We start from the raw sequence: 23260 nt of genomic DNA on the forward strand, positions 1-23260 counted from the left end.
CAGCGGCAAGGGCGGCGGAACCGTAACAGGTGGCCCCGACACGACGAGGGCGACGCACTCCTGTGGTGCGCAGGAGTGGGAATGTGTGCGGTGGGTTACCTGTGGGTGGCATTCCGTCATGGACAGCCTCCTGCCGGTCGCCTAGCCTGCCGGTGGGGGGAGGCGTACATGGCCGCTGCCGTGGACACTGTCCGGATCAAGGTGCTGGGCCCGGTCGCCGCGCTCCGCGGCACGGCGGAGATCCCGTTGGGTCCCTCCCGTCAACGTGCGGTCCTGGGCTACCTCGCCCTGCAACCCCGGCAGCCGGTCCTGCTGGGCGCGCTCACCGAGGCGCTCTGGGGCGACGACGTGCCGACCAGCGGCGCACACCTCATCCGGACGTACGTCGCCCGGCTGCGCCAGGTGCTGGAGCCCGACACCGCGCCACGGGCCCGCACCAACGTCATCGCGTCGGTGCCCGGCGGCTACCGGCTCGACGTGCCCCCGCAGGACGTCGACGCGTCCCTGTTCCGGGAACTGCTCGGCCGGGCCCGCGGCCGGCGGGCGGTCGGCGCGCTCGACGACGCGTTCGAGCTGCTCGCCACCGCGCTCGACCTGTGGCAGGACCCCACGCTCGCCCACCTCGCCGGCCTGCTGGCCAGTCCGCGGCACGTCACCGCGCTGCGCGGCGACTGGGTCGACGCGGGCCTGCTGCACGCCTCGGTGGCGATCGACCTGGGCCGGACCTCGCAGGTGCTGCCGGTGGTCGAGCGGCTCGCCGCCGCCGAGCCGTTGCAGGAGGCGGTGCAGGCCCGCTACCTGGAGGTGCTCGCGCACAGCGGCCAGCGGGCCGCCGCCGCGCACCACTACCTCGACGTCCGGACCCGGCTGCGCGCCGAGCTGGGCGTGGAGCCCGGGCCGGAACTGCGCCGCATGCACGCCGCGCTGCTGTGCGCCGGGGACGAACCGGCGCCGGCGCACACCCGCCCCCCGACCCGGCCGCAGACCGGACGGCCGCCCGCCTGGCGCGGGCCGGGGCCGGCCATCGGACCGCTGATCGGCCGCGACGCCGAGGTCGCCCGGTGCGCCACGCTGCTGGTGGCGCACCGGCACGTGACCATCGTCGGCCCGGCCGGCTGCGGCAAGTCCGCCACCGGGCTGGCGGTCGCCGAACGGGTCGCCGCCGCGTTCCCGGACGGCGTCGCCGCCGTCGACGCGGCCGAGGCGCCGGACTGCGGCGCGGTGCTGCGCCTGCTCGCCGAGACGCTGGAGCTGACGGCCACCGCCGATCCGCTGCACGCCGTGGGGGAGCGCCGGATGCTGCTGGTGCTCAACGACGTCGAGCACCTGGGCGCGCACGCCGGGGAGATGATCGAGCACGTGCTGCGCCGCTGCCCCCGCACGGCCCTGCTGGTCACCTCCCGCCGACGACCCGGGCTCGCCCGCGAGGCGGTGTTCCGGCTCGGTCCCCTACCGGTGCCCGGGCCGGCGGACGCGGACGCGCTGGCCGCGAACCCGGCGGTGCGTCTCTTCGTCGACCGGGCCCGGCTGGTACGCCCCGGTTTCCGGCTGTCGCCCGCCGACGGTCCGACGGTGGCCCGGATCTGCCGCGAGCTGGACGGGCTGCCGCTGGCAGTGGAACTCGCCGCCGCCTGCCTCTACACCGACAGTCTCGACGGCGTGCTCCGGCGGGTCGCCGACCCGCTCGACCTGTTGCGACCGCGGCGGCGGGGACACCCGCGGCACCACCGGTCGCTCGCCTCGGCACTGCGGCGCAGCCTGGCCCCGCTGCGCCCGGCCGACCGGGCGTGCCTGGCCCGGTTGGGCCAGGGGGAGCGGTGCTTCTCCCACGACGACGCGGTCGCGCGCTGCGCCGGTGTCGTCCCGGCCGCCGAGGTGGGCGCCGTGCTCGACCGGCTGGCCGGCGACTCCCTGCTGGAGCCGGGACCGGGCCCGGCCGGTCCCCGCTACCGGCTGCTGCGCACCGTTGCGGTGGCCGCGGCCGGTGGGTGCGACCGGGACGACGAGCATCAGGCGTTCCAGGGCATGGTCGGGAACCAGCCGTAACCGAACCGGGCGGGCAGCCGCACGTCCCAGTAGAAGACCAGGAACGCGCCGAGCACCAGCAGCGCGACGCCGACCAGCAGGCCGGCCCGGCCGGGCCGGGACAGCCACCGCTGCACGCCGCCGCGCGTGCCCAGCACCAGCAGCAGCGCCAGCACGACCATCACCAGGATGTTGCCCAGCGACTGGAGAACCAGCGCCAGCGCGCCGTAGAACGGGTTGTGGCTGTCCACCGCCTGCTCCAGCAGCTTGTGGAACAGCGGGTACGGCCGCCCGACCAGGAAACCGCCGACCAGGGCGCCGAGCGTCACCAGGCGGGCCGTGGGCCGGCCGGCGAACGGGTCGGGGAGCAGCCCCAGCGCCGCCAGGCCGAGCGCGGCGAACGCGAGGCCGATCAGCCCGAACACCACGGACGCCTGCACCAGCCGGACCGGGAAGCCGGAGCCGACGGTGGCGGTGGAGAGCTGGGGGAGCCGGGACCCGATCAGCACGGCCACGAAGCCGTACACCGCGGCCACCGACACCAGCCCGACCGCCAACCAGCCCAGCGGCGCCAGCACGGCGGCGACGCGGCCCCGACGCGACCCGTCGGCCCGACCGGCGACGTCCGGCAGCGCGCCGAAGACGGCGATGTTGCAGGCGGTGAACGTGCCGGCGAAGCCGGAGACGAAGGCGAACAGGGCGCCGGCCGCGGACCCGCCGATCACGGTCTGCTTGGCGTCGGTGCCGAGCACGGAGTTGGCGACGGAGTCACCGATCACGTGGTCGACCAGCTCGAACGACCAGAGCATGGCGAGCAGCAGGCCCCCGGCCACGGCCACCACCGCGGCGACCGGGTGGCGTCCCCCGGTGAGCGGGCGGTGGGCGGTGGGACTGGTGAGAGTGGTCATCGACGATCCTCCCGGAAGCTGGAGCCGTGGCACGGTGCGGGGAACGGGACGCCCGAGAGGGAACGTGGGTGCTCCCCTCGGTCCGCGTCCGGGCCGCCGAAGGTTCCGCGCCAGGGCCGGCAAACATGAAGAAGCCTTGCAGGCGCGGTATGCAGCATTCTTGACACGCAGACAGGGAGAGGTCAGGGGAAGGACCACCGGTCGGTGAAACGGCACTTCTCCGTCACCGTGCTCGGCGCGGTCCGGGTCCACGACGGCGTCACGCCGGTGGCTCTCGGGCCGTCGAAGCAGCGCGCGTTGCTGGCGGTGCTGGCGCTCCACGTCGGTGAGAACCTTCCGATCGAGACGCTCGCCCGGTCGCTCTGGGGCGACAGTCCGCCGCCCAGCGGGAGCCGCCTCCTGCACACCTACGTGGCGCGGTTACGTCGCGCGCTGGAGCCCGGGTCGCCCCGGCACGCCCGCACCAACGTCATCGTCTCCTCGCCCCGGGCGTACCGCCTCCAGCTCTACCCGGACCAGGTCGACCTGCCCCGGTTCCGTCGGCTCACCGAGGCGGCCCGCGTGCTGGCACGCCGCGGCCACGCGGCGACCGCGTTCGCACTGCTGGCCGCCGCGGTCGCCGGCTGGTCCGATCCCGACCTGACCGACCTGCGCGCACTGCTGCCGGGGGCGGAGACCGTCGCCGCGCTCCGCCGGGAGTGGGTGAACGCCTGCCTCGATCTGGTCCGTCTCGGTCTGGACCTCGACCGGCCGGACGAGGTGCTGGCCGGCGCGGCGCGGCTCGCCGCCGCCGAGCCACTGCACGAGGCCGTGCAGGCCGGGTACGTCACCGTGCTGGCGCGGACCGGCCGCCGGGCGACCGCCCGGGACCGGTACGTCGAGATCGCCACCCGGCTCAACGCCGAGCTGGGCATCGAGCCCGGTCCGGAGCTGGCCGCCGCCGGCCGTGAGCTGCGGGGCGGTCCCGTCACCGGCCGGCCCGTGACGCCGCTGCCGGCCGGCGGCGCGGTGCACCGGCGACCGTCCGGGCGGGACCCGGCCCGGGGCGGCGCGGACCTGATCGGCCGGGAGGTCGACCTCGCGGCGTTGTCCGACCTGCTCGTCGAGCAGCGGGTGGTCACCGTGGCCGGGCCGGCGGGCGGGGGCAAGTCGGCGCTCGCCGCCGCCGTCGCGCACCGGGTCGGCGGGGGGTACGCCGACGGCGTCCTGACGGTCGACCTCGCCGCGGCCCGTACCCCCGCCGACGCGGTGCGGGCGATCCGTCGACGCATCCGCCGGCCCGGCCCGGACCCGGTGCCCGTGCCCCGGCTGCTGGTCGACCGGCACCTGCTGCTGGTGCTGGACAACGTCGACCATCTCACCGACACCTGCGCCGGCCTGGTGGACGACGTCGTACAGGTCGGGCGTCGGGTCAGGGTGCTGGTCACCTCACGCGAGCCACTCGGCCTGCCCTACGAGTCGGTGTGGCGGCTGCCGCCGTTGCCGGCGCTGACCACCGGCCCGGACGGGCACCGCGGCATGCCCGCCGTGCAGCTGTTCGCCCGCCGGGCCGCCCAGGCCCGGCCCGGCTTCGAGCTGGGGATCGGGGAGGTCGGCACGGTGGCCGCCATCTGCGGGCTGGTCGACCGGCTGCCGCTCGCCGTCGAGCTGGCCGCGGAACGGATGGCCGACGAGAGCCTGGACGAGCTGCTGCACCACCTGGACGATCCACTCACCACGCTGGAACCGCCACGGCGGCCCGGGCAGCCGGCGTCCCCGCGATCGTTGTCCGCCGCGCTGCACCGCAGCCTCGACCGCCTGACGCCGGCCGAGCGCTGGTGCTTCGTCCGCCTCGGCGGGCTGCCCCGGCGCTTCGGCCTGGACGAGGTGGACCGGGTCTGCGGCGCCGCGCCCTGGTGGCGACCGCGTACCCGGGTCGTGCTCGACGGGCTGGTGGCGAAGTCGCTGCTGACGGCGCGGCACCACGCGGCGCGTCCCGCCTACACGATGCTGCGCACCGTGCATCAGTTCGCCGCCCGGCTGCTCGCCGACGAGCCGGGCCGGGCCGGCACCGCGCCGGTCCTGTCGGGTGGGGCGGGCTGGCCGGCGCCGCTCCCCGCGCGCCCGGCCGGCTCCGCCGGCGACCGCTGACCGGCGGCACCCCGACCGGAGCCGTCTCCCTCCCGCGTCTTGACGCGCCGCATGTTATCGCTCACAGTCGATGGCAGGGCACAGGCACCGCAAGGCTCACCGGGCGAGCCGCGCTGGCCGGACCCTCGTCGCCGCCACCGAAGCGGGACGAGGTGTCGCACCACCACCGCTGCAACCCGGAAGAGGAATCCGCATGAGACCCACGAGAGCCCTGCTGTCCACCGGCCTGCTGGCCGGCGCGCTAGCCGCCGGCATGGCGGTGGCGCTGGCCCCGCACGCCAGCGCCGGCACGACCCTGGGCGCGTCGGCGGCCGAGAAGGGCCGCTACTTCGGCGCCGCGGTCGCCACCGGCAAGCTGTCCGACAACACGTACGTGACGGTGCTGAACCGCGAGTTCAACTCCGTGGTGCCCGAGAACGAGATGAAGTGGGACGCCACCGAGCCCCAGCAGGGGCGGTTCAGCTACACCGGCGGTGACCGGCTGGTCAGCCACGCCCGGGCCAACGGGATGAGCGTGCGCGGCCACACCCTGCTCTGGCACGCCCAGCAGCCGAGCTGGGCGCAGGGCCTGTCCGGCACCGCGCTGCGCAACGCGGCGATCAACCACGTCACCCAGGTCGCCACGCACTTCCGGGGCCAGATCTACGCCTGGGACGTGGTGAACGAGGCGTTCGCCGACGGTGGCAGCGGTGGGCGCCGCGACTCGAACCTCCAGCGCACCGGCAACGACTGGATCGAGGCGGCCTTCCGGGCCGCGCGGGCCGCCGACCCGGGCGCGAAGCTCTGCTACAACGACTACAACACCGACGGGATCAACGCGAAGTCGACAGGCGTCTACAACATGGTGCGGGACTTCAAGTCCCGGGGCGTGCCGATCGACTGCGTCGGCTTCCAGTCGCACCTGGGCACCACGATCCCGGGCGACTACCAGGCCAACCTCCAGCGCTTCGCCGACCTCGGCGTGGACGTGCAGATCACCGAGCTGGACGTGACGACCGGCGGCAACCAGGCGAACATCTTCGGCACGGTCACCCGGTCCTGCATGGCGGTGTCGCGTTGCACCGGCATCACGGTGTGGGGCGTGCGGGACTGCGACTCGTGGCGCGGCTCGGACAACGCGCTGCTCTTCGACTGCGCCGGCAACAAGAAGGCCGCGTACACCTCGGTGCTGAACGCGCTCAACGCCGGTGGGACCACGCCCCCGCCGACGACGCCGGGCAACCCGACCACGCCGCCGCCGAACCCGACGACGCCGCCGCCCGGGACGGGTGGATGTTCGGCGTCGGTGTCGCTGAACTCGTGGACCGGTGGGTTCGTGGCGACGGTGAAGGTGACGGCGGGTTCGGCTGGTACGCGGAGTTGGACGGTGAGTCTGACGTTGCCCGGTGGGGCGAGTGTGACCAACACGTGGAGTGCGACCGCCAGTGGTAGCACCGGCACGGTGCGGTTCGCGAATGTGGACTACAACGGCCAGCTCGGGGCCGGTCAGAGCACCGAGTTCGGGTTCCAGGGCAACGGCAGCGCGTCGGGGCTGACCCCGACCTGCGCCGCCGGCTGAGCCCGTCGCCGGCCCGGCCCCGCGAGCACCGTGGGGCCGGGCCGGCGGCCTGAAGCCCCGTCCCCCCGCCTTGGAGGAAACGCCGATGAGAGCGAAGATCGCGCTGTTCGCGGCCGTGCTGGCGACGGCCCTGACGACGGCGGTCGCCGTCGTCACCGCCGCCGGCCCGGCGTCCGCCGCCGCGCTCACCCAGGTGACCAACTTCGGCACCAACCCGACAAACCTACAGATGCACCTGTACGTGCCGGACCGGCTCCCGGCCCGGCCGGCCCTGCTGTTGGTCCTGCACTACTGCACCGGCAGCGGTCCGGCCATGCACACCGGCTCCGGCTACAGCCCGCTGGCCGACCGCTACGGGTTCATCGTGATCTACCCGTCGGTGACCCGCAGCAGCAAGTGCTGGGACGTCTCCTCGCCGCAGGCGCTGCGGCGCGGTGGCGGCAGCGACCCGGTCGGTCTCAAGTCGATGATCGACTACGTGACGGGCCGCTACCCGGTCGACCCGGCCCGCATCGGCGTCGCCGGCGCTTCGTCCGGCGCCATGATGACGAACGTGATGGCCGGCGTGTACCCGGACGTCTTCCACGCCGGGGTCAGCTCCTCGGGCGTGCCGTTCGGCTGCTTCGCCACCACCAACGGCTCGGAGTGGAACAGCGAGTGCTCCGGCGGGCGGATCACCAAGACCCCGCAGCAGTGGGGTGACCTGGTCCGCAACGCGTACCCCGGCTACACCGGCCGGCGTCCCCGCATGCAGATCTGGCACGGCACCACGGACACCACGCTGAGCTACGTCAACTTCGGCGAGCAGATCAAGCAGTGGACGAACGTGCTGGGCGTCTCGCAGACCCCGAGCATGACTGACTACCCGCAGGCCAGCGCCACCCGGACCCGCTACGGCGGCACCGGTGGGACGCCGCCGGTCGAGGCGATCAGCTTCCAGGGCTACGGCCACTCGATCCCGTTCGACGCCGCCCAGGCGGTGCGCTTCCTCGGCTTCGACGGCACCGGGGCGACCACCCCGCCGCCGAGCCCCACCACGCCGCCGCCGAGCCCGACCACGCCGCCGCCGAGCCCGACGACGCCGCCGCCGAGCCCGACCACGCCGCCGCCGAGCCCGACCACGCCGCCGCCGAGCCCGACGACGCCGCCGCCGGGGACAGGTGGGTGTTCGGCGTCGGTGTCGCTCAACTCGTGGACCGGTGGGTTCGTGGCGACGGTGAAGGTGACGGCGGGTTCGGCTGGTACGCGGGGTTGGACGGTGAGTCTGACGTTGCCGGGTGGGGTGAGTGTGACGAACACGTGGAGTGCGACCGCCAGTGGTGCCACCGGCACGGTGCGGTTCGTCAATGTGGACTACAACGGCCAGCTCGGGGCTGGTCAGAGCACCGAGTTCGGGTTCCAGGGCAACGGCAGCGCGTCGGGGCTGACCCCGACCTGCACCGCCGGCTGAGCCCACGTCCGCTCCGGCGGTGCGACGACGCGTCGTCGCACCGCCGGAGCGTGTCCACCGGCCCGCCCGGGGGAACCGGGTGCTGACCTGCCTCGATGCGCCGGTCCCTGTTATCGCTCACCGCAGGTCCCGGGCCGTGTCCCGTCCCGGCCCTGGCCCGCGCCCTTCGGGGATTGAAATGCGTGACTGGTTGTGATGCGATGGCGGTGGGGCCGGACCGCCGGGAGGGTCGCACATAAGGGATGAATCGCACCGGTCCTGGCCGCGCCTTGTTACGAGACCGAGACATGCGCATTTCGCGTCATCGGTTGACGGTGAATCTTGTGAGCGTTAACACTCCGAGGAGGTTATCTGTGGGTCCGTGAGTACGCAGGGGAGAGGAAGCTCGTGCGCAGACGATTTCTGGCCGCGCTCGGCGGCGTCGCGATCGCCGTCAGCCTGGCCGCATGCAGCGGTGAGGGTGCCGGCGGCGGCGGGGACACCAGCTCCGCCAAGCCCGGCGACCTGACGATCGGCGTCTCGATGCCGACCCAGACCTCGGAGCGGTGGATCGCCGACGGCAACGCGGTGAAGGAGAAGCTCCAGGCCAAGGGCTACAAGGTCGACCTGCAGTACGCCGGCGACGAGATCCCCACCCAGTCGCAGCAGATCGACCAGATGATCACGCAGGGCGCGGACGTGCTGGTGATCGCCCCGATCGACGGCACCGCGCTCAGCGGTCAGCTCCAGGCCGCCGCGGCGGCGAAGATCCCGGTCATCTCCTACGACCGGCTCATCCGCAACAGCCCGAACGTCGACTTCTACGTCAGCTTCGACAACTACAAGGTCGGCGTGGCGCAGGCCAACGCGCTCCTGGTCGGCCTCGGGTTGCAGAACAAGGACGGCGCGAAGGGCAGCGCGGCCGGCCCGTTCAACGTGGAGCTGTTCGCCGGCTCGCTCGACGACAACAACGCGCACTTCTTCTTCAACGGCGCGATGGACACGCTCAAGCCCTACCTCGACGCCGGCACGCTGAAGGTGAAGTCCGGCCAGACGAAGATCGAGCAGGTGGCCATCCTGCGCTGGCAGCAGGAGACCGCGCAGAAGCGGATGGAGGACCTGCTCACCTCCAGCTACAACGACGGCAGCAAGGTCGACGGCGTGCTGTCGCCGTTCGACGGCCTGTCCCGGGGCATCATCACCGCCCTCCAGAACGCCGGCTACCGCGGCGGGGCCAAGAAGATGCCGGTGGTCACCGGCCAGGACGCCGAGGTCGCCTCCGTCAAGCTCATCAACGACGGGGTGCAGAGCTCGACCGTCTTCAAGGACACCCGCCTGCTCGCCGACCAGGCCGTGGTCGCCGCCGAGGCGTTCCTGAAGAAGCAGGAGCCGAAGGCGAACGACACCAAGGCGTACGAGAACGGCGTCAAGGTCGTGCCCGCGTTCCTGCTGCCGGTCCAGACCGTCTACAAGGACGACATCAAGTCGGTGCTGATCGACTCCGGCTACCTGACCGCCCAGGAGGTCGCCGCCGGCCGGGCGGGCTGAGCCGCTTCCCGGCGGGCCCGGTGACGCACCCCGTCGCCGGGCCCGCCGGCGCACCGACGCGACGGCCACGAGCAGGACGGTTTCCATGAGCGATCACATCCTCGAAATGCGGAACATCACGAAGACCTTTCCCGGAGTGGCCGCGCTCCAGGACGTCTCGCTCGCCGTCCGGCGCGGCGAGATCCACGCGATCTGCGGCGAGAACGGGGCCGGGAAGTCCACCCTGATGAAGGTGCTGTCCGGGGTGTATCCGACCGGCAGCTACGACGGGCAGATCGTCCTCGACGGCGAGCCGGTCGGGTTCCGGGGCATCCGGGACAGCGAGTCCCACGGCATCGTCATCATCCACCAGGAGCTGGCGCTGGTGCCGTACCTGTCGATCGCCGAGAACATCTTCCTCGGCAACGAGCGTCGTGGTCGCGGCGGGCTGATCGACTGGCACCGGACCAACGCGGAGGCCGCGGCGCTGCTGCGGTCGGTCGGGCTGCACGAGAACCCGGTGACCCCGGTGCACCAACTGGGGGTGGGCAAGCAGCAACTCGTGGAGATCGCCAAGGCGCTGTCCAAGAAGGTGCGGCTGCTCATCCTGGACGAGCCGACCGCGGCGCTCAACGACGTCGACTCGGCGCACCTGCTGGACCTGCTGCGGCGGCTCCGCGACCAGGGCATCACCTGCATCATGATCTCGCACAAGCTGGGCGAGATCACCGCGGTCGCGGACTCGACGACCGTGATCCGGGACGGCCGTACGGTCGAGACGCTCGACATGGGCGACGGCACGGCGACCCAGGACCGGATCATCCGCGGCATGGTCGGTCGCGACCTCGCGGCGTTCTACCCGACCCGGACGTCGACGCCCGGCCCCGAGGTGTTGCGGATCGAGGACTGGACGGTCCGCCACCCGACCCAGGACCGGCTGGTGGTGGACCACGCCTCGCTCACCGTCCGCGCCGGCGAGGTGGTCGGCATCGCCGGGCTGATGGGCGCCGGCCGCACCGAGCTGGCGATGAGCGTGTTCGGCCGCGCGTACGGTCGGGACATCACCGGCCGGATCTTCGTCAACGGCCTCCAGGTGCGGCCCCGCACGGTGGCCGAGGCGATCGAGAACGGCATCGCGTACGCGACCGAGGACCGCAAGCACTACGGCCTCAACCTGATCGACGACGTGCGGGGCAACATCTCGGCCGCCGGCCTCGGCAAGCTCGCGCGCAACGGCTGGATCGACGGCAACGAGGAGATCAAGGTCGCCGAGCGGGGCCGGCGCGACATGAACATCAAGGCGCCGAGCGTCATGTCGGTGGTGGGCAAGCTCTCCGGCGGCAACCAGCAGAAGGTCGTGCTGGCGAAGTGGCTGTTCACCGACCCGGACGTGCTGATCCTCGACGAGCCGACCCGGGGCATCGACGTCGGGGCGAAGTTCGAGATCTACACGATCGTCAACCGCCTGGTGGCGGACGGCAAGGCCGTCGTCATCATCTCCTCCGAGCTGCCCGAACTGCTCGGCATGTGCGACCGCATCTACACCCTGGCGGCCGGCCGGATCACCGGCGAGGTGCCGGTGGGCGACGCCACCCAGGAGAACCTGATGGAACTCATGACCAAGGACAGGGATCTCGTCGGATGACCAGCACGAAGCCCGCCACCTCCCCGAAGGTCGACGCGCCCGACCCCGGCGCGGCGGCCACCCTGCACACCGGGACCAGTGACCCACGGACGCTGATCCTGGGCAACCTGCGGCAGAGCGGCATCTACATCGCCCTGGTGGTGATCGTCGCGCTGTTCGCGGTCCTCACCGACGGCGTCTCGCTCAGCCCCGGCAACCTCACCAACATCGTGCTCCAGTACTCCTACATCCTGGTGCTCGCCATCGGCATGGTCATCGTGATCATCGGCGGGCACATCGACCTGTCCGTCGGGTCGGTGGTGGCGCTCACCGGCGCGGTCTCCGCCGTGCTGGTGATCCGGGAGGGCATGCCGTGGTGGGTCGGCATCCTCGCCGCGCTCGCCGTGGGCGTCGCGGTGGGCGCCTGGCACGGTCTCTGGGTCGCGTACGCCGGCATCCCGGCGTTCATCGTCACCCTGGCCGGCATGCTGCTGTTCCGCGGCCTGACGCTGCGGGTGCTGGACAACATCTCGCTGTCGCCGTTCCCGGCCGAGTACCAGCGGGTCGCGGCCGGCTTCCTCAACGGCCTGCTCGGCGGGCAGGGCTTCGACGCGTTCACGCTGTTCATCGGCGTCTTCGCGGTGGTCGGGTACGCGGCGAGCGTGTTCCGGACCCGGCTGGCCCGGGTCCGCCACGAGCAGCCGGTGGAGTCGTTCCCGCTCTTCGTGCTCCGGGTGGCGGTGGTCGGCGCCGTCGTCATGTGGTTCGCCTGGCAGCTCGCGCACGCGCGTGGCCTGCCGATCGTGCTGATCGTCCTGGCCGTGCTGGTGCTCGTCTACGGCCTGCTCACCCGCCGTACCGTCTTCGGTCGCCAGGTCTACGCGATCGGCGGCAACCTGCCGGCGGCGACGTTGTCCGGCGTCCGGGTGAAGACGGTCAACTTCTGGGTCTTCGTCAACATGGGCTTCCTCTCCGCGGTGGCCGGCGTGATCTACTCCTCCCGCTCCAACGGGGCCCAGCCGGCGGCGGGCAACATGTTCGAGCTGGACGCGATCGCGGCGGCCTTCATCGGCGGCGCGGCGGTCACCGGCGGGGTGGGCACCGTGGTCGGTGCGATGGTGGGCGGCCTGATCATGGCGGTGATGAGCAACGGCATGCAGCTCATGGGCATCGACCAGTCGGTCCAGTCGGTGGTGAAGGGGCTGGTGCTGCTCGCCGCCGTGGCGTTCGACATCTGGAACAAGCGCCGGGCGGCGGGCAGTCGCTGAGCCGGCCGGCCGGACGGGGGGCGCCGTCCGGCCGGCCGTTCTCCGTCGTTCCCGTCCGGGTCCACCGCCGGCCGGTGCCGCGTCCGCGGGCACCCGCTCCGCACCGCGTACCGGTGGTGGGCGACGGCCGGGGGCGGCGGCGGCTGCCGCCTCGCTGCGGTGTCGCGAGTCGTCCGCCAGGGGTGGCGCGACGTCGCCGATGTTATCGCTGACATAAGAGCGCGTAAATCACTGGAGCCGCCGTACGCCGGCCGCCGGGGCGGCTGCCCGATGCGTGGCCGGGCCGGAAAACAGCCGTTGAGAGCGCCTCTGGGGCCGCTGGGTGGGGCCTTCGTGTCGTCCGCCCGGACTGCCGACGGACGAACCAGATCATGGATCGGCGGGCGGCCCGTTGTTGTCGTTAACAATGGGCCCGGCCCGGGTGTCGGCCGCCGGCCGCCGACGTCCGTGGTGGATCTCCCGCCGGCCTGGGCGGGCCGGTCCCCGTGCCGGTCGTGGGGAGCGGAGCGCCGTCGCCGTCTCCGTTACGCAGCCGTTGCGCGGAGGTGTCTTGACGGATGTATATGTGAGCGCTAACACTAACTCCGTGACACGGCGGAGGTGTAGATGAGCGACGTGGAGGCGGCCGACCGGTACGTGGTCGGGGTCGATTTCGGCACGCTGTCCGGGCGGGCGCTCGTGGTGCGGGTCCGGGACGGCGCCGAACTCGGCACCGCGGTGCACGAGTACCGGCACGGGGTGATCGAGACGGCCCTGCCCGACGGCGGCCCGGCACTGCCACCCGACTGGGCCCTACAGGACCCCGAGGACTACCGCGACGTGCTGCGCGAGGCGGTGCCGGTCGCGCTGGCCGCCGCCGGGGTGGACCCCGCCCGGGTGGTCGGGATCGGCACCGACTTCACCGCCTGCACCGTGCTGCCGACGCTCGCCGACGGCACCCCGCTGTGCGAGGTCCCCGAACTGCGCCACCGGCCGCACGCCTGGGTCAAGCTGTGGAAGCACCACGCCGCGCAGCCGCAGGCCGACCGGATCAACGCGCTGGCGCACGAGCGCGGCGAGCCGTGGATCGGCCGCTACGGCGGCAAGATCTCCGCCGAGTGGCAGTTCGCCAAGGGGTTGCAGATCCTGGCCGAGGATCCCGAGGTCTACCGGCGGGCCGAGCGCTTCATCGAGGCCGCCGACTGGATCGTCTGGGAGCTGTGCGGGACGGAGACGCGCAACGCCTGCACCGCCGGCTACAAGGGAATCCGGCAGGACGACCGCTACCCCTCGCCGGACTATCTCGCCGCGCTCGACCCCGGCTTCACCGACTTCGTGACCAAACTGGACGGCCCGCTGCTGCCGCTGGGTGACCGGGCCGGCGTGCTCGGCGCCCGCGCCGCGGCCTGGACCGGGCTGCCGGAGGGCATCGCGGTCGCGGTCGGCAACGTCGACGCGCACGTCACCGCCGCGTCCGCGCAGGCGCTGCGCCCCGGCCGGCTGGTGGCGATCATGGGCACCTCCACCTGCCACGTGCTCAACGGCACCCACCCCGCCGAGGTCCCCGGCATGTGCGGCGTGGTCGACGGCGGCATCAGCCCGGGCGCCTGGGGCTACGAGGCCGGGCAGAGCGGCGTGGGGGACATCTTCGGCTGGTTCGTGCGGCACGCCGCCCCGGCCGGCCTCGACTCGCACGAGCGGCTCACCGAGCTGGCCGCCGCCCAGCCGGTGGGCGCGCACGGGCTGGTGGCGCTGGACTGGTGGAACGGCAACCGCTCACTGCTGGTCAACCACGACCTCAGCGGGCTGGTCGTCGGGCTGACGCTGGCGACCCGGCCGCCGGACGTCTACCGCGCGCTGCTGGAGGCCACCGCGTACGGCACCCGGATGATCGTGGAGGCGTTCGCCGAGGCGGGCGTGCCGGTCGACGACCTGGTGGTGGCCGGCGGGCTCACCTCGAACCGCCTGCTGATGCAGATCTACGCCGACGTCACCAACCGGCCGTTGGGCATCATCGGCTCCGCCCAGGGGCCGGCGCTCGGGTCGGCCATCCACGCGGCCGTCGCCGCTGGGGCGTACCCGTCGATCCACGAGGCGTCGGCGGCCATGGGGCGGGTGGACGAGGCCGTCTACCGGCCGATCCCGGACAACGTGCGGGCGTACGACGCGCTCTACGCCGAGTACCGGGCGCTGCACGACCACTTCGGTCGCGGCGCCAACGACGTCATGCTCCGCCTGCGGGCGATCCGGAACGCGGCGGTGGACGCCGCCGCGACGCCCGCCGACCCGGCCCTGGAGGTGGTCGGATGAACCCCGACGTCGCCCGGCAGGTCACCGCGCTCCGCGAGACGGTGGCCCGCCTGCACGGCGAGCTGACCCGCTACCGTCTGGTCGCCTGGACCGCCGGCAACATCTCGGCGCGGGTCCCCGGGCAGGACCTGATGGTGATCAAGCCGAGCGGGGTGGACTACGACGACCTGACCGCCGACACCATGGTGGTCTGCGACCTCAACGGGGTCGTGGTCGACGGCGGTGGCTCGCCGTCCAGCGACACCGCCGCGCACGCCTACGTCTACCGCGCGATGCCCGAGGTCGGCGGCGTCGTGCACACGCACAGCGGCTACGCCACCGCCTGGGCGGCCCGGGGCGAGGCGATTCCGTGCTGGTTGACCGCGCAGGCCGACGAGTTCGGCGGCGAGATCCCGGTCGGCCCGTTCGCCCTGATCGGCGGCGACGACATCGGCAAGGGCATCGTCAGCACGCTGTCCGGGCACCGGTCGCCCGCGGTGCTCATGCGCAACCACGGCGTGTTCAGCATCGGCAAGGACGCCCGCGCGGCGGTCAAGGCGGCGGTGATGTGCGAGGACGTCGCCCGTACCGCGCACCTGGCCCGCGCGCTCGGGCCGCCGCTGCCGATCGCGTCGGCCGACGTCGACTCGCTTCACGACCGCTACCAGAACGTGTACGGCCAGCGCCCGCCCGCCGGGTGACCCGGACCAGCACCACCTCATCCCACCACCACAACCGGTCGCCCCGGTCCCGCCGGTCGCGCGTCCGGATCACCCCACCCCGAGGAGAACAATGCGAACCAGGAGTACCGCCCGCACGGTGATCGCGGTCCTGACCGGCGTGCTGCTCGCCGGCGGCATGGTCGCGTGCGGCAACAGCGACACCGGCGGCGATTCCGGCAGTGGCGGCAGCGACAAGCTCGTCCTGGGCTTCTCCCAGGTCGGCGCGGAGAGCGGCTGGCGGACCGCCAACACCACCTCGATCAAGGAGGCGGCGGGTCAGGCCGGTGTCGAGCTGAAGTTCGACGACGCGCAGCAGAAGCAGGAGAACCAGATCAAGGCGATCCGGAACTTCATCCAGCAGAAGGTCGACGTCATCGCCTTCTCGCCGGTGGTGGAGTCCGGCTGGGACACCGTGCTCAAGGAGGCCAAGGACGCCAAGATCCCGGTGATCCTGACCGACCGCGCGGTCGACTCGGCCGACAAGTCGCTCTACAAGACGTTCCTCGGCTCGGACTTCGTCAAGGAGGGCCGGCTCGCCGGTGAGTGGCTGGTGGAGCAGAAGAAGGCGGCCACCGGTCCGGTCAACATCGTCGAGCTTCAGGGCACGACCGGCTCGGCGCCGGCGAACGACCGGAAGAAGGGCTTCGGCGAGGCCATCGCGGCCAACCCCAACCTGAAGATCGTCGCGTCGCAGTCCGGTGACTTCACCCGCGCCGGCGGCAAGCAGGTCATGGAGCAGTTCCTGAAGGCCAACCCGAAGATCGACGTGCTCTTCGCGCACAACGACGACATGGGCCTGGGCGCGCTCGAGGCGATCACCGCGGCCGGCAAGGTGCCCGGCAAGGACATCACCATCATCACCGTGGACGCGGTGAAGGACGGCATGCAGGCGCTCGCGGACGGCAAGTTCAACTTCATCGCCGAGTGCAGCCCGCTGCTCGGCCCGCAGCTGATGGACCTGGCCAAGAAGGTCAAGGCCGGCGAGGAGGTGCCGCCCCGGATCGAGACCGAGGAGACCACCTTCACGCAGGCGACGGCGAAGGAAGCGCTGCCCAACCGCAAGTACTGAGCCCCACACCGGGGGTCGCCGTCGCACCGACGGCGGCCTCCGTGCCACCACCGTTTCAGAAGAGGTCCGATGGCATGACGGGTGACCGTCCGGTCCTGACCATGACCGGAATCAGCAAGACCTTCCCCGGGGTGCGCGCGCTCCACGACGTCGACTTCCGGCTGTTCCCGGGCGAGGTCCACGCCCTCATGGGCGAGAACGGCGCCGGCAAGTCGACCCTGATCAAGGTGTTGACCGGCGTCTACGGCACCGACGCCGGCACCGTCACGCTCGCCGGTGAGCAGGTGTCCTTCTCCGGTCCGATGCAGGCCGCCGCGGCCGGCGTCAGCACCGTCTACCAGGAGGTCAACCTCTGCACGAACCTGTCGGTGGCGGAGAACATCTCCATCGGCCGGGAGCCCCGCCGGCTGGGCGCCGTGCGGTGGGGCGAGATGCGTCGCCGGGCCCGGGCGCTCCTGGCCCGGCTCGACCTCGACCTGGACGTCGCCGCGCCGCTCGGGACGTACTCGCTCGCCGTGCAGCAGATGGTCGCCATCGCCCGGGCGATCGACGTGCAGGCCCGGGTGCTCATCCTCGACGAACCGACCTCCAGCCTGGACGCCGGCGAGGTCGCCCAGCTCTTCCGGATCATGCGCCAGCTCCGGGACGAGGGGATCGCGATCCTGTTCGTCACGCACTTCCTCGACCAGGTCTACGGCATCGCCGACCGCATCACGGTGCTGCGCAACGGCACCCTGGTGGGGGAGTACCGCACCGAGGAACTGCCCCAGTTCAGCCTGGTGGAGAAGATGATCGGCCAGGAGCTGGACGTGCTGGAGCGCCTCGACGAGCAGCAGAAGCGCGCCACCGTCGCGCCGGACGGGCGGGCACCGCTGGTGGACGCCGCGGAGCTGGGCCGGCGCGGGGCGGTCGCCCCGTTCAGCCTGCGCATCCACGCCGGTGAGGTGGTCGGCCTGGCCGGCCTGCTCGGCTCCGGCCGCACCGAGGTGGCCCGGCTGCTCTTCGGCGCCGACCGCGCCGACCACGGTCAGGTTCTCGTCGACGGCGGCCGGGCGCCGCTGCGTACCCCGATCCAGGCCATCGACCGGGGCATCGGCTTCTGCTCGGAGAACCGCCGCGCGGAGGGCATCGTGCCGGAGCTGTCGGTCCGGGAGAACATGATCCTGGCGATGCAGGCCGCGCGCGGCTGGCTGCGGCCGATCCCGCGTCGCCGGCAGGACGAGCTGGTCCAGAAGTACGTCCAGGCGCTCAGCATCCGGCCGGCGAACCCGGAGCTGCCGGTGCGCAACCTCTCCGGCGGCAACCAGCAGAAGGTGCTGCTGGCGCGGTGGCTCATCACCGAGCCGCGCCTGCTCATCCTCGACGAGCCCACCCGCGGCATCGACATCGGCGCCAAGGCCGAGATCCAGAAACTGGTGGTGCAGCTCTCCGACGGCGGCATGGCGGTGCTGTTCATCTCCGCCGAGCTGGAGGAGGTGCTGCGCCTGAGCCACCGGGTCGCGGTCATGCGGGACCGTGAGATGGTCGCCCAGCTCACCAACGACGACACGCTCGACGCGGACCGCGTCATGCGCACCATCGCCAGCGGAACCCCCCGGGAGGAGGTGAACCGATGAACACCCTCACCGACCGCCTCCGCCCGCTGACCGGGCACCGCCTGTTCTGGCCGGCCCTCGTGCTCGTGGTCATGATCCTCGCGAACACGGTCTACCGGCCCGGCTTCCTCGCCGTGGAGGTCAAGAGCGGCCACCTGTACGGCACCCCGATCGACATCCTCCGGTTGAGCGCGCCGCTGATCCTCGTCGCGCTCGGGATGACCCTGGTCATCGCCACCGGCGGCATCGACCTGTCCGTCGGCTCGCTCTGCGCCATCAGCGGCGCGATCGCCTGCCTGCACATCAGCGAGGCGGCCGACCCGAACAGCCCGTCCACCGTGCTCACCGCGCTGGCCCTGGCGTTCGGCGTCGCGCTGGTGCTCGGCGCTTGGAACGGGGTGCTGGTCGCGGTGATCGGCATCCAGCCCATCATCGCCACGCTGATCCTCATGGTGGCCGGCCGCGGGATCGCCCAGCTCGTCACCGAGGGCCAGATCATCACGATCAACTCCGGCCCGTACCGGGCCATCGGGCTCGGGCACTTCCTGACGCTGCCGCTGGCCATCCTGATCGCGCTGGCCGCCGCGCTGCTGGTGGCCGCGTTCACCCGGCGCACCGCGCTCGGGCTGATCGTCGAGTCGGTCGGCGGCAACGCCGAGGCCAGTCGGCTGGCCGGCATCCGGTCCCGGCGCATCGTCTTCCTCGTCTACGTGGTCAGCGCCGCCTGTGCCGCGCTCGCCGGCTTCATGGTCACCGCGAACGTGTCCAGCGCGGACGGCAACGCCGCCGGGCTCTGGATCGAACTCGACGCGATCCTCGCGGTGGTCATCGGCGGCACCTCGCTGGCCGGTGGCCGGTTCTCGCTCAGCGGCACCGTCCTCGGTGCGCTGATCATCCAGACGCTGACCACCACGGTGTACGCCATGAACATTTCGCCGCAGACGTCGCTGCTCTTCAAGGCCGTCGTCGTCATCGCCGTCTGCCTCGTGCAGGCCCCGGCGTTCCGGGCCCGGTTCCGTCGCCGCCGACGCGGCGTCGAGCCCGGCCCGGCGACCCCGCAGCGGGAGAAGGAGCAGGTGCCGGCATGACCAGCACGTCGTTGACCACCCGCCGGTCCTGGCGGCCCAGCCTGTCCCGGCGGCACGTCCCGGTCCTGGCCACCCTCACGTTGTTGCTGGTCATGTACGGCATCGGGGTGTCCCAGTACCGCGCCTTCTCCAACGTCCAGGTCGTCTTCAACGTCTTCATCGATAACGGTTTCGTGCTCGTGGTCGCGGTCGGCATGACGTTCGTGATCCTCACCGGCGGCATCGACCTGTCCGTCGGCGCGGTCGTCGCGATGACCGCGATGGTGTCGGCCGCGCTGCTGCGCGACGGGGTGCCGGCGGCCCTGGTGCTCGTCATCGCGTTGCTCATCGGCCCGATCCTGGGGTTCCTGATGGGCTGCGCGATCCACTTCTTCGACATCCAACCGTTCATCGTCACGCTCGCCGGGATGTTCTTCGCCCGGGGCATGTGCACGTTCATCAGCGGCGCCTCGATCTCCATCACCGACGGTTTCTGGACCGGCATGTCCCAGGAGCGCATCGGCAATCCGGCCGGGAACTTCGTGTCGATCAGTGTGCTGATCGCGTTCGCGGTGGTCCTGGTCGCCGCGTACGTGCTGGCGTACACCCGGTTCGGCCGCAACGTGTACGCGGTCGGCGGCAACGCGCAGTCGGCGCTGCTGATGGGACTGCCGGTCGGGCGCACCCGGATCGCCGTCTACACCATCAGCGGGTTGTGCTCGGCGATCGGCGGCATCCTGCTGTCGTTCTACACGCTCTCCGGCGCGCCGCTGATCGCCGTCGGCATGGAGCTGGACGTGATCGCCGCGGTCGTGATCGGCGGGACCGTCCTGACCGGCGGGTCCGGCTACGTCTTCGGCACTGTTCTCGGCGTGCTGGTGCTCGGCGTCATCCAGACGCTGATCACGTTCGACGGCAGCCTCAACTCCTGGTGGACGAAGATCGTGATCGGCGGGCTGCTGTTCGCGTTCATCCTCCTCCAGCGCCTCATCGGCATCCGGTTCAAGTGACGGCTCCTAGCGCGGAAGGCAACAACATGGCAACTCACCCCCAGCCCGAGGTCTGGTTCCTCACCGGCAGTCAGGGCCTCTACGGCGAGGACACGCTCCGACAGGTCGCCGACCAGTCCCGGGAGATCGCCGCCCGGTTGGACGCCTCGCCGGACATCCCGGTCCGGGTGTGCTGGAAGCCGGTCCTGACCTCCAGCGCGGACATTCTGGCGGTGTGCCGGGACGCGGCCGTGCAGGGCGCGGTCGGGGTGATCGCCTGGATGCACACGTTCTCGCCGGCGAAGATGTGGATCGCCGGGCTGGACGCGCTGCAGACGCCGCTGCTGCACCTGCACACGCAGGCCAACGTGGCGCTGCCGTGGGACACCATCGACATGGACTTCATGAACCTGAACCAGGCCGCGCACGGCGACCGCGAGTTCGGGTACATCCAGACCCGGCTCGGGGTGGCCCGCAAGACGGTCGCCGGCCACGTCACCGACCCGCGGGTGGTCGGTCGGGTGGCGGCCTGGGCCCGCGCGGCGGTCGGCTGGTCGTCGATGCGGACGTTGCGGCTGGCCCGGTTCGGCGACAACATGCGCGACGTCGCGGTGACCGAGGGGGACAAGGTCGAGGCGGAGCTGCGGTTCGGCGTCTCGGTCAACACCTACGGCGTCAACGACCTGGTCGACGCGGTCGACCAGGTAGCCGACGCGCAGGTGGACGACCTGGTCAAGGAGTACGACGACACCTACCGGGTGGACGCCGCGCTGCGCCCCGGCGGCGACCGGCACGACTCGCTGCGCTACGCCGCCCGCCAGGAGCTGGGTCTGCGCACGTTCCTGGACGCCGGCGGCTTCCGCGCGTTCACCACGAACTTCGAGGACCTGGGCGGCCTGCGCCAGCTCCCCGGCATCGCGGTGCAGCGGCTGATGGCCGACGGTTACGGGTTCGGCGGCGAGGGGGACTGGAAGACCTCCGTGCTGGTACGGACGTTGAAGGCGATGGCCGTCGGCGTCGAGGGCGGCACGTCCTTCATGGAGGACTACACCTACGACCTGTCGGTCGGGCACGAGCTGGTCCTCGGCGCGCACATGCTGGAGGTGTGCCCGAGCATCGCCGCGGACGTGCCGACGGCGGAGGTGCACCCGTTGAGCATCGGTGGGCGGGAGGACCCGGTCCGGCTGGTCTTCGACGCGGCGTCCGGCCCGGCCGTGGTGCTCGGCATGGCCGACATGGGGGAGCGGTTCCGGCTGGTGGCCAACGTGGTCGACGTGGTGCCGCCGCCGCAGCCGTTGCGTCGGCTGCCGGTGGCCCGTGCGGTCTGGCGGCCCCGACCGGACCTGTCCGGCTCGGCGGAGGCGTGGATCACGGCGGGCGCGCCGCACCACACCGTGCTCTCCCAGGCGGTCGGCGTGGAGGAGCTGCGCGACCTGGCCGCGATGACGCGTACCGAGCTGGCGATCATCGACGGCGACACCGAGGCGCACCGCTTCGCCGACGAGCTGCGCTGGAACCAGGCGTACTACCGGCTCGCCCGCGGGTTCTGACCGCCGCCGCAGCACCGTGACGGGTGGTGGGGGGGCCCCCCCCCCCCCGCCCCCCCACCACCCGTTTGTGTCTTCTTCTCCGAGCCGTGACGCGGGTCACCATTTTCCGCACCCCTGAGGTGTCGAAGAATTGCCCGGCCCGGGGGCGCCGGCGCTCGCCGGAAATGCCCCGCTGGGGGCCCTGGGTACGGGCCCGGAGCTGCGGCTTCCCGCCGGTCGCCACGAAATGAGAATGGGCTCGGCGTCAATTCCCCGATAATCCGACAGGATGACGCGAACGGTGGATCGACCGTCCCGTGGCCGGTGGGACAACTGGCGTAGACTGTCGCCACCCGGGCCGGCCCGGTCGACGTCGACCCGGTTCGGCCACGTGGGCAGTGGCGAAAGTGAGGTGGCCGTGCGCGGTCCTGCGATGACGGACGTGGCACGCCTCGCCGGCGTCTCGCACCAGACGGTCTCCCGGGTGCTGAACGGGCATCCCAATGTGCGGGAGCAGACCCGACTACGGGTCCAGGCGGCGATCACCGAACTCGGCTACCGACCCAACCGCGCGGCCCGCGCGTTGGTCACCGGCCGGTCCCAGGTGATCGGCGTGGTCGCGCAGAACACCACGCTCTACGGCCCGGCCTCGCTGCTGGCCGCGCTGGAGCAGACCGCCGCCGAGGCCGGCTTCGCGGTCAGCGTCGGCAGCGTCAGCGACCTCGACCACCGGTCCATCTCGGCCGCGGTGGAGCGTCACCTCGCGCACCGGGTGGCCGGCATCGTGGTGATAGCGCCGGTCGAGTCGGCCGGTGAAGCGCTGGAACGGTTGCCCCACGACGTGCCGCTGGTGACCGTCGACGGCGACCCGCGCCGGCCGATCCCACTGGTGACGGTCGACCAGGTGGCCGGTGCCCGGGCCGCCACCCAGCATCTGCTCGACGCCGGGCACCGCACGGTCTGGCACGTGTCCGGCCCGTCGGACTGGTTCGACAGCGCCGGCCGGATCGAGGGCTGGCGCGAGGCGTTGCGGCTCGCCGGCGCCGAGGTGCCGCCGCTGGTCCCGGCGGACTGGTCCGCCGCGGCGGGCTACCGGTGCGGTCAGATGCTGGCCCGGATGCCGGAGGTCACCGCCGTCTTCACCGCCAACGACCACCTGGCGCTCGGCGTGCTGCGCGCGTTGCACGAGCACGGTCGACGGGTGCCGGACGACATCAGCGTGGTCGGCTTCGACGACGTGCCCGAGGCGGCCTACTTCATCCCGCCGCTGACCACCGTGCGACCCGACTTCGGGGCGGTGGCCCGGGCGAGCCTCGATCTGCTGCTGACCCAGATCGAGTCCGCCAGCGTCGGGCCGCTGCGGCAGACCATCGCGCCGACGCTGGTCCCGCGCCGCAGCGTCGGCCCACCCCCGCTGCGCTGAGCCCTTCCCGCTGCGCTGAGCCCTTCCCGCTGCGCTGAGCCCTTCCCGCTGCGCTGAGCCCTCTCGCGGCGCTGACCCGTTTTTGCGACGCTGAGCCGTTTCGCTGCGCTGCGCGTTCTGGACCTGACC

16 protein-coding genes are annotated in these 23260 nt (G+C 72.2%); 15 read left to right on the top strand and 1 reads right to left on the bottom strand.

Features of this window, described 5'->3' with window-relative positions:
• Nucleotides 1-168: 168 nt before the first annotated feature.
• A complete protein-coding gene (locus VKK44_RS10825) occupies nucleotides 169-2046 on the top strand; it encodes an AfsR/SARP family transcriptional regulator (protein WP_343446774.1) in 1878 nt (625 codons plus the stop codon).
• Here the strand turns inward: VKK44_RS10825 and VKK44_RS10830 are convergent.
• Nucleotides 2010-2933 (bottom strand): hypothetical protein, encoded by a 924-nt coding sequence (locus VKK44_RS10830; protein ID WP_343446775.1) that lies wholly within the window; start codon nucleotides 2931-2933, stop codon nucleotides 2010-2012. The two genes, VKK44_RS10825 and VKK44_RS10830, sit on opposite strands and share 37 nt — an antisense overlap.
• Nucleotides 2934-3137: 204 nt before the next feature.
• Here VKK44_RS10830 and VKK44_RS10835 point away from each other — a divergent pair, with 204 nt between their 5' ends.
• The 14 genes from VKK44_RS10835 to VKK44_RS10900 all read left to right on the top strand — a co-directional run bounded on the left by VKK44_RS10835 (nucleotide 3138) and on the right by VKK44_RS10900 (nucleotide 23131).
• Entirely contained in the window at nucleotides 3138-5063 is a 1926-nt protein-coding gene (locus VKK44_RS10835) for an AfsR/SARP family transcriptional regulator (RefSeq protein WP_343446776.1), read from the top strand.
• 193 nt (nucleotides 5064-5256) lie between these two features.
• On the top strand, nucleotides 5257-6621 hold the full coding sequence (locus tag VKK44_RS10840; RefSeq protein ID WP_343446777.1) for an endo-1,4-beta-xylanase: 1365 nt from the start codon (nucleotides 5257-5259) through the stop codon (nucleotides 6619-6621).
• An 85-nt stretch (nucleotides 6622-6706) separates the two neighbouring features.
• On the top strand, nucleotides 6707-8071 hold the full coding sequence (locus VKK44_RS10845; RefSeq protein WP_343446778.1) for an extracellular catalytic domain type 1 short-chain-length polyhydroxyalkanoate depolymerase: 1365 nt from the start codon (nucleotides 6707-6709) through the stop codon (nucleotides 8069-8071).
• 387 nt (nucleotides 8072-8458) lie between these two features.
• The gene (chvE, locus tag VKK44_RS10850; RefSeq protein ID WP_343446779.1) at nucleotides 8459-9598 is read left to right on the top strand and encodes a multiple monosaccharide ABC transporter substrate-binding protein; all 1140 of its coding nucleotides are present in this window, start codon (nucleotides 8459-8461) and stop codon (nucleotides 9596-9598) included.
• A gap of 85 nt (nucleotides 9599-9683) precedes the next feature.
• Complete coding sequence (mmsA, locus tag VKK44_RS10855) at nucleotides 9684-11222, top strand: multiple monosaccharide ABC transporter ATP-binding protein (RefSeq protein WP_343446780.1); 1539 nt, start codon at nucleotides 9684-9686, stop codon at nucleotides 11220-11222.
• Nucleotides 11219-12469 (top strand): multiple monosaccharide ABC transporter permease, encoded by a 1251-nt coding sequence (mmsB, locus tag VKK44_RS10860; protein ID WP_343446781.1) that lies wholly within the window; start codon nucleotides 11219-11221, stop codon nucleotides 12467-12469. The genes mmsA and mmsB overlap by 4 nt, the downstream gene beginning before the upstream one ends.
• 606 nt (nucleotides 12470-13075) lie before the next feature.
• Nucleotides 13076-14758: a ribulokinase gene (gene araB, locus VKK44_RS10865; RefSeq protein WP_343446782.1), complete on the top strand. Its 1683-nt coding sequence runs from the start codon at nucleotides 13076-13078 to the stop codon at nucleotides 14756-14758.
• Nucleotides 14755-15438: an L-ribulose-5-phosphate 4-epimerase gene (locus VKK44_RS10870; protein ID WP_343446783.1), complete on the top strand. Its 684-nt coding sequence runs from the start codon at nucleotides 14755-14757 to the stop codon at nucleotides 15436-15438. The genes araB and VKK44_RS10870 overlap by 4 nt, the downstream gene beginning before the upstream one ends.
• A gap of 91 nt (nucleotides 15439-15529) precedes the next feature.
• The gene (locus tag VKK44_RS10875) at nucleotides 15530-16528 is read left to right on the top strand and encodes an ABC transporter substrate-binding protein (RefSeq protein ID WP_343446784.1); all 999 of its coding nucleotides are present in this window, start codon (nucleotides 15530-15532) and stop codon (nucleotides 16526-16528) included.
• 74 nt (nucleotides 16529-16602) lie between these two features.
• Nucleotides 16603-18144, top strand: coding sequence for a sugar ABC transporter ATP-binding protein (locus VKK44_RS10880; RefSeq protein WP_343446785.1), 1542 nt, complete (start codon nucleotides 16603-16605; stop codon nucleotides 18142-18144).
• Nucleotides 18141-19211 (top strand): ABC transporter permease, encoded by a 1071-nt coding sequence (locus VKK44_RS10885; RefSeq protein ID WP_343446786.1) that lies wholly within the window; start codon nucleotides 18141-18143, stop codon nucleotides 19209-19211. The genes VKK44_RS10880 and VKK44_RS10885 overlap by 4 nt, the downstream gene beginning before the upstream one ends.
• Entirely contained in the window at nucleotides 19208-20200 is a 993-nt protein-coding gene (gene yjfF, locus VKK44_RS10890; RefSeq protein ID WP_343446787.1) for a galactofuranose ABC transporter, permease protein YjfF, read from the top strand. The genes VKK44_RS10885 and yjfF overlap by 4 nt, the downstream gene beginning before the upstream one ends.
• Before the next feature lie 26 nt (nucleotides 20201-20226).
• A complete protein-coding gene (gene araA, locus VKK44_RS10895) occupies nucleotides 20227-21729 on the top strand; it encodes an L-arabinose isomerase (protein WP_343446788.1) in 1503 nt (500 codons plus the stop codon).
• A gap of 412 nt (nucleotides 21730-22141) precedes the next feature.
• Nucleotides 22142-23131 carry a LacI family DNA-binding transcriptional regulator gene (locus VKK44_RS10900; RefSeq protein WP_343446789.1) on the top strand — a complete coding sequence of 330 codons (990 nt, stop codon included), beginning with the start codon at nucleotides 22142-22144 and terminating at the stop codon, nucleotides 23129-23131.
• Nucleotides 23132-23260: the final 129 nt, after the last annotated feature.

It is taken from the genome of Micromonospora sp. DSM 45708, assembly GCF_039566955.1.
Classification (GTDB): Bacteria; Actinomycetota; Actinomycetes; order Mycobacteriales; family Micromonosporaceae; genus Micromonospora.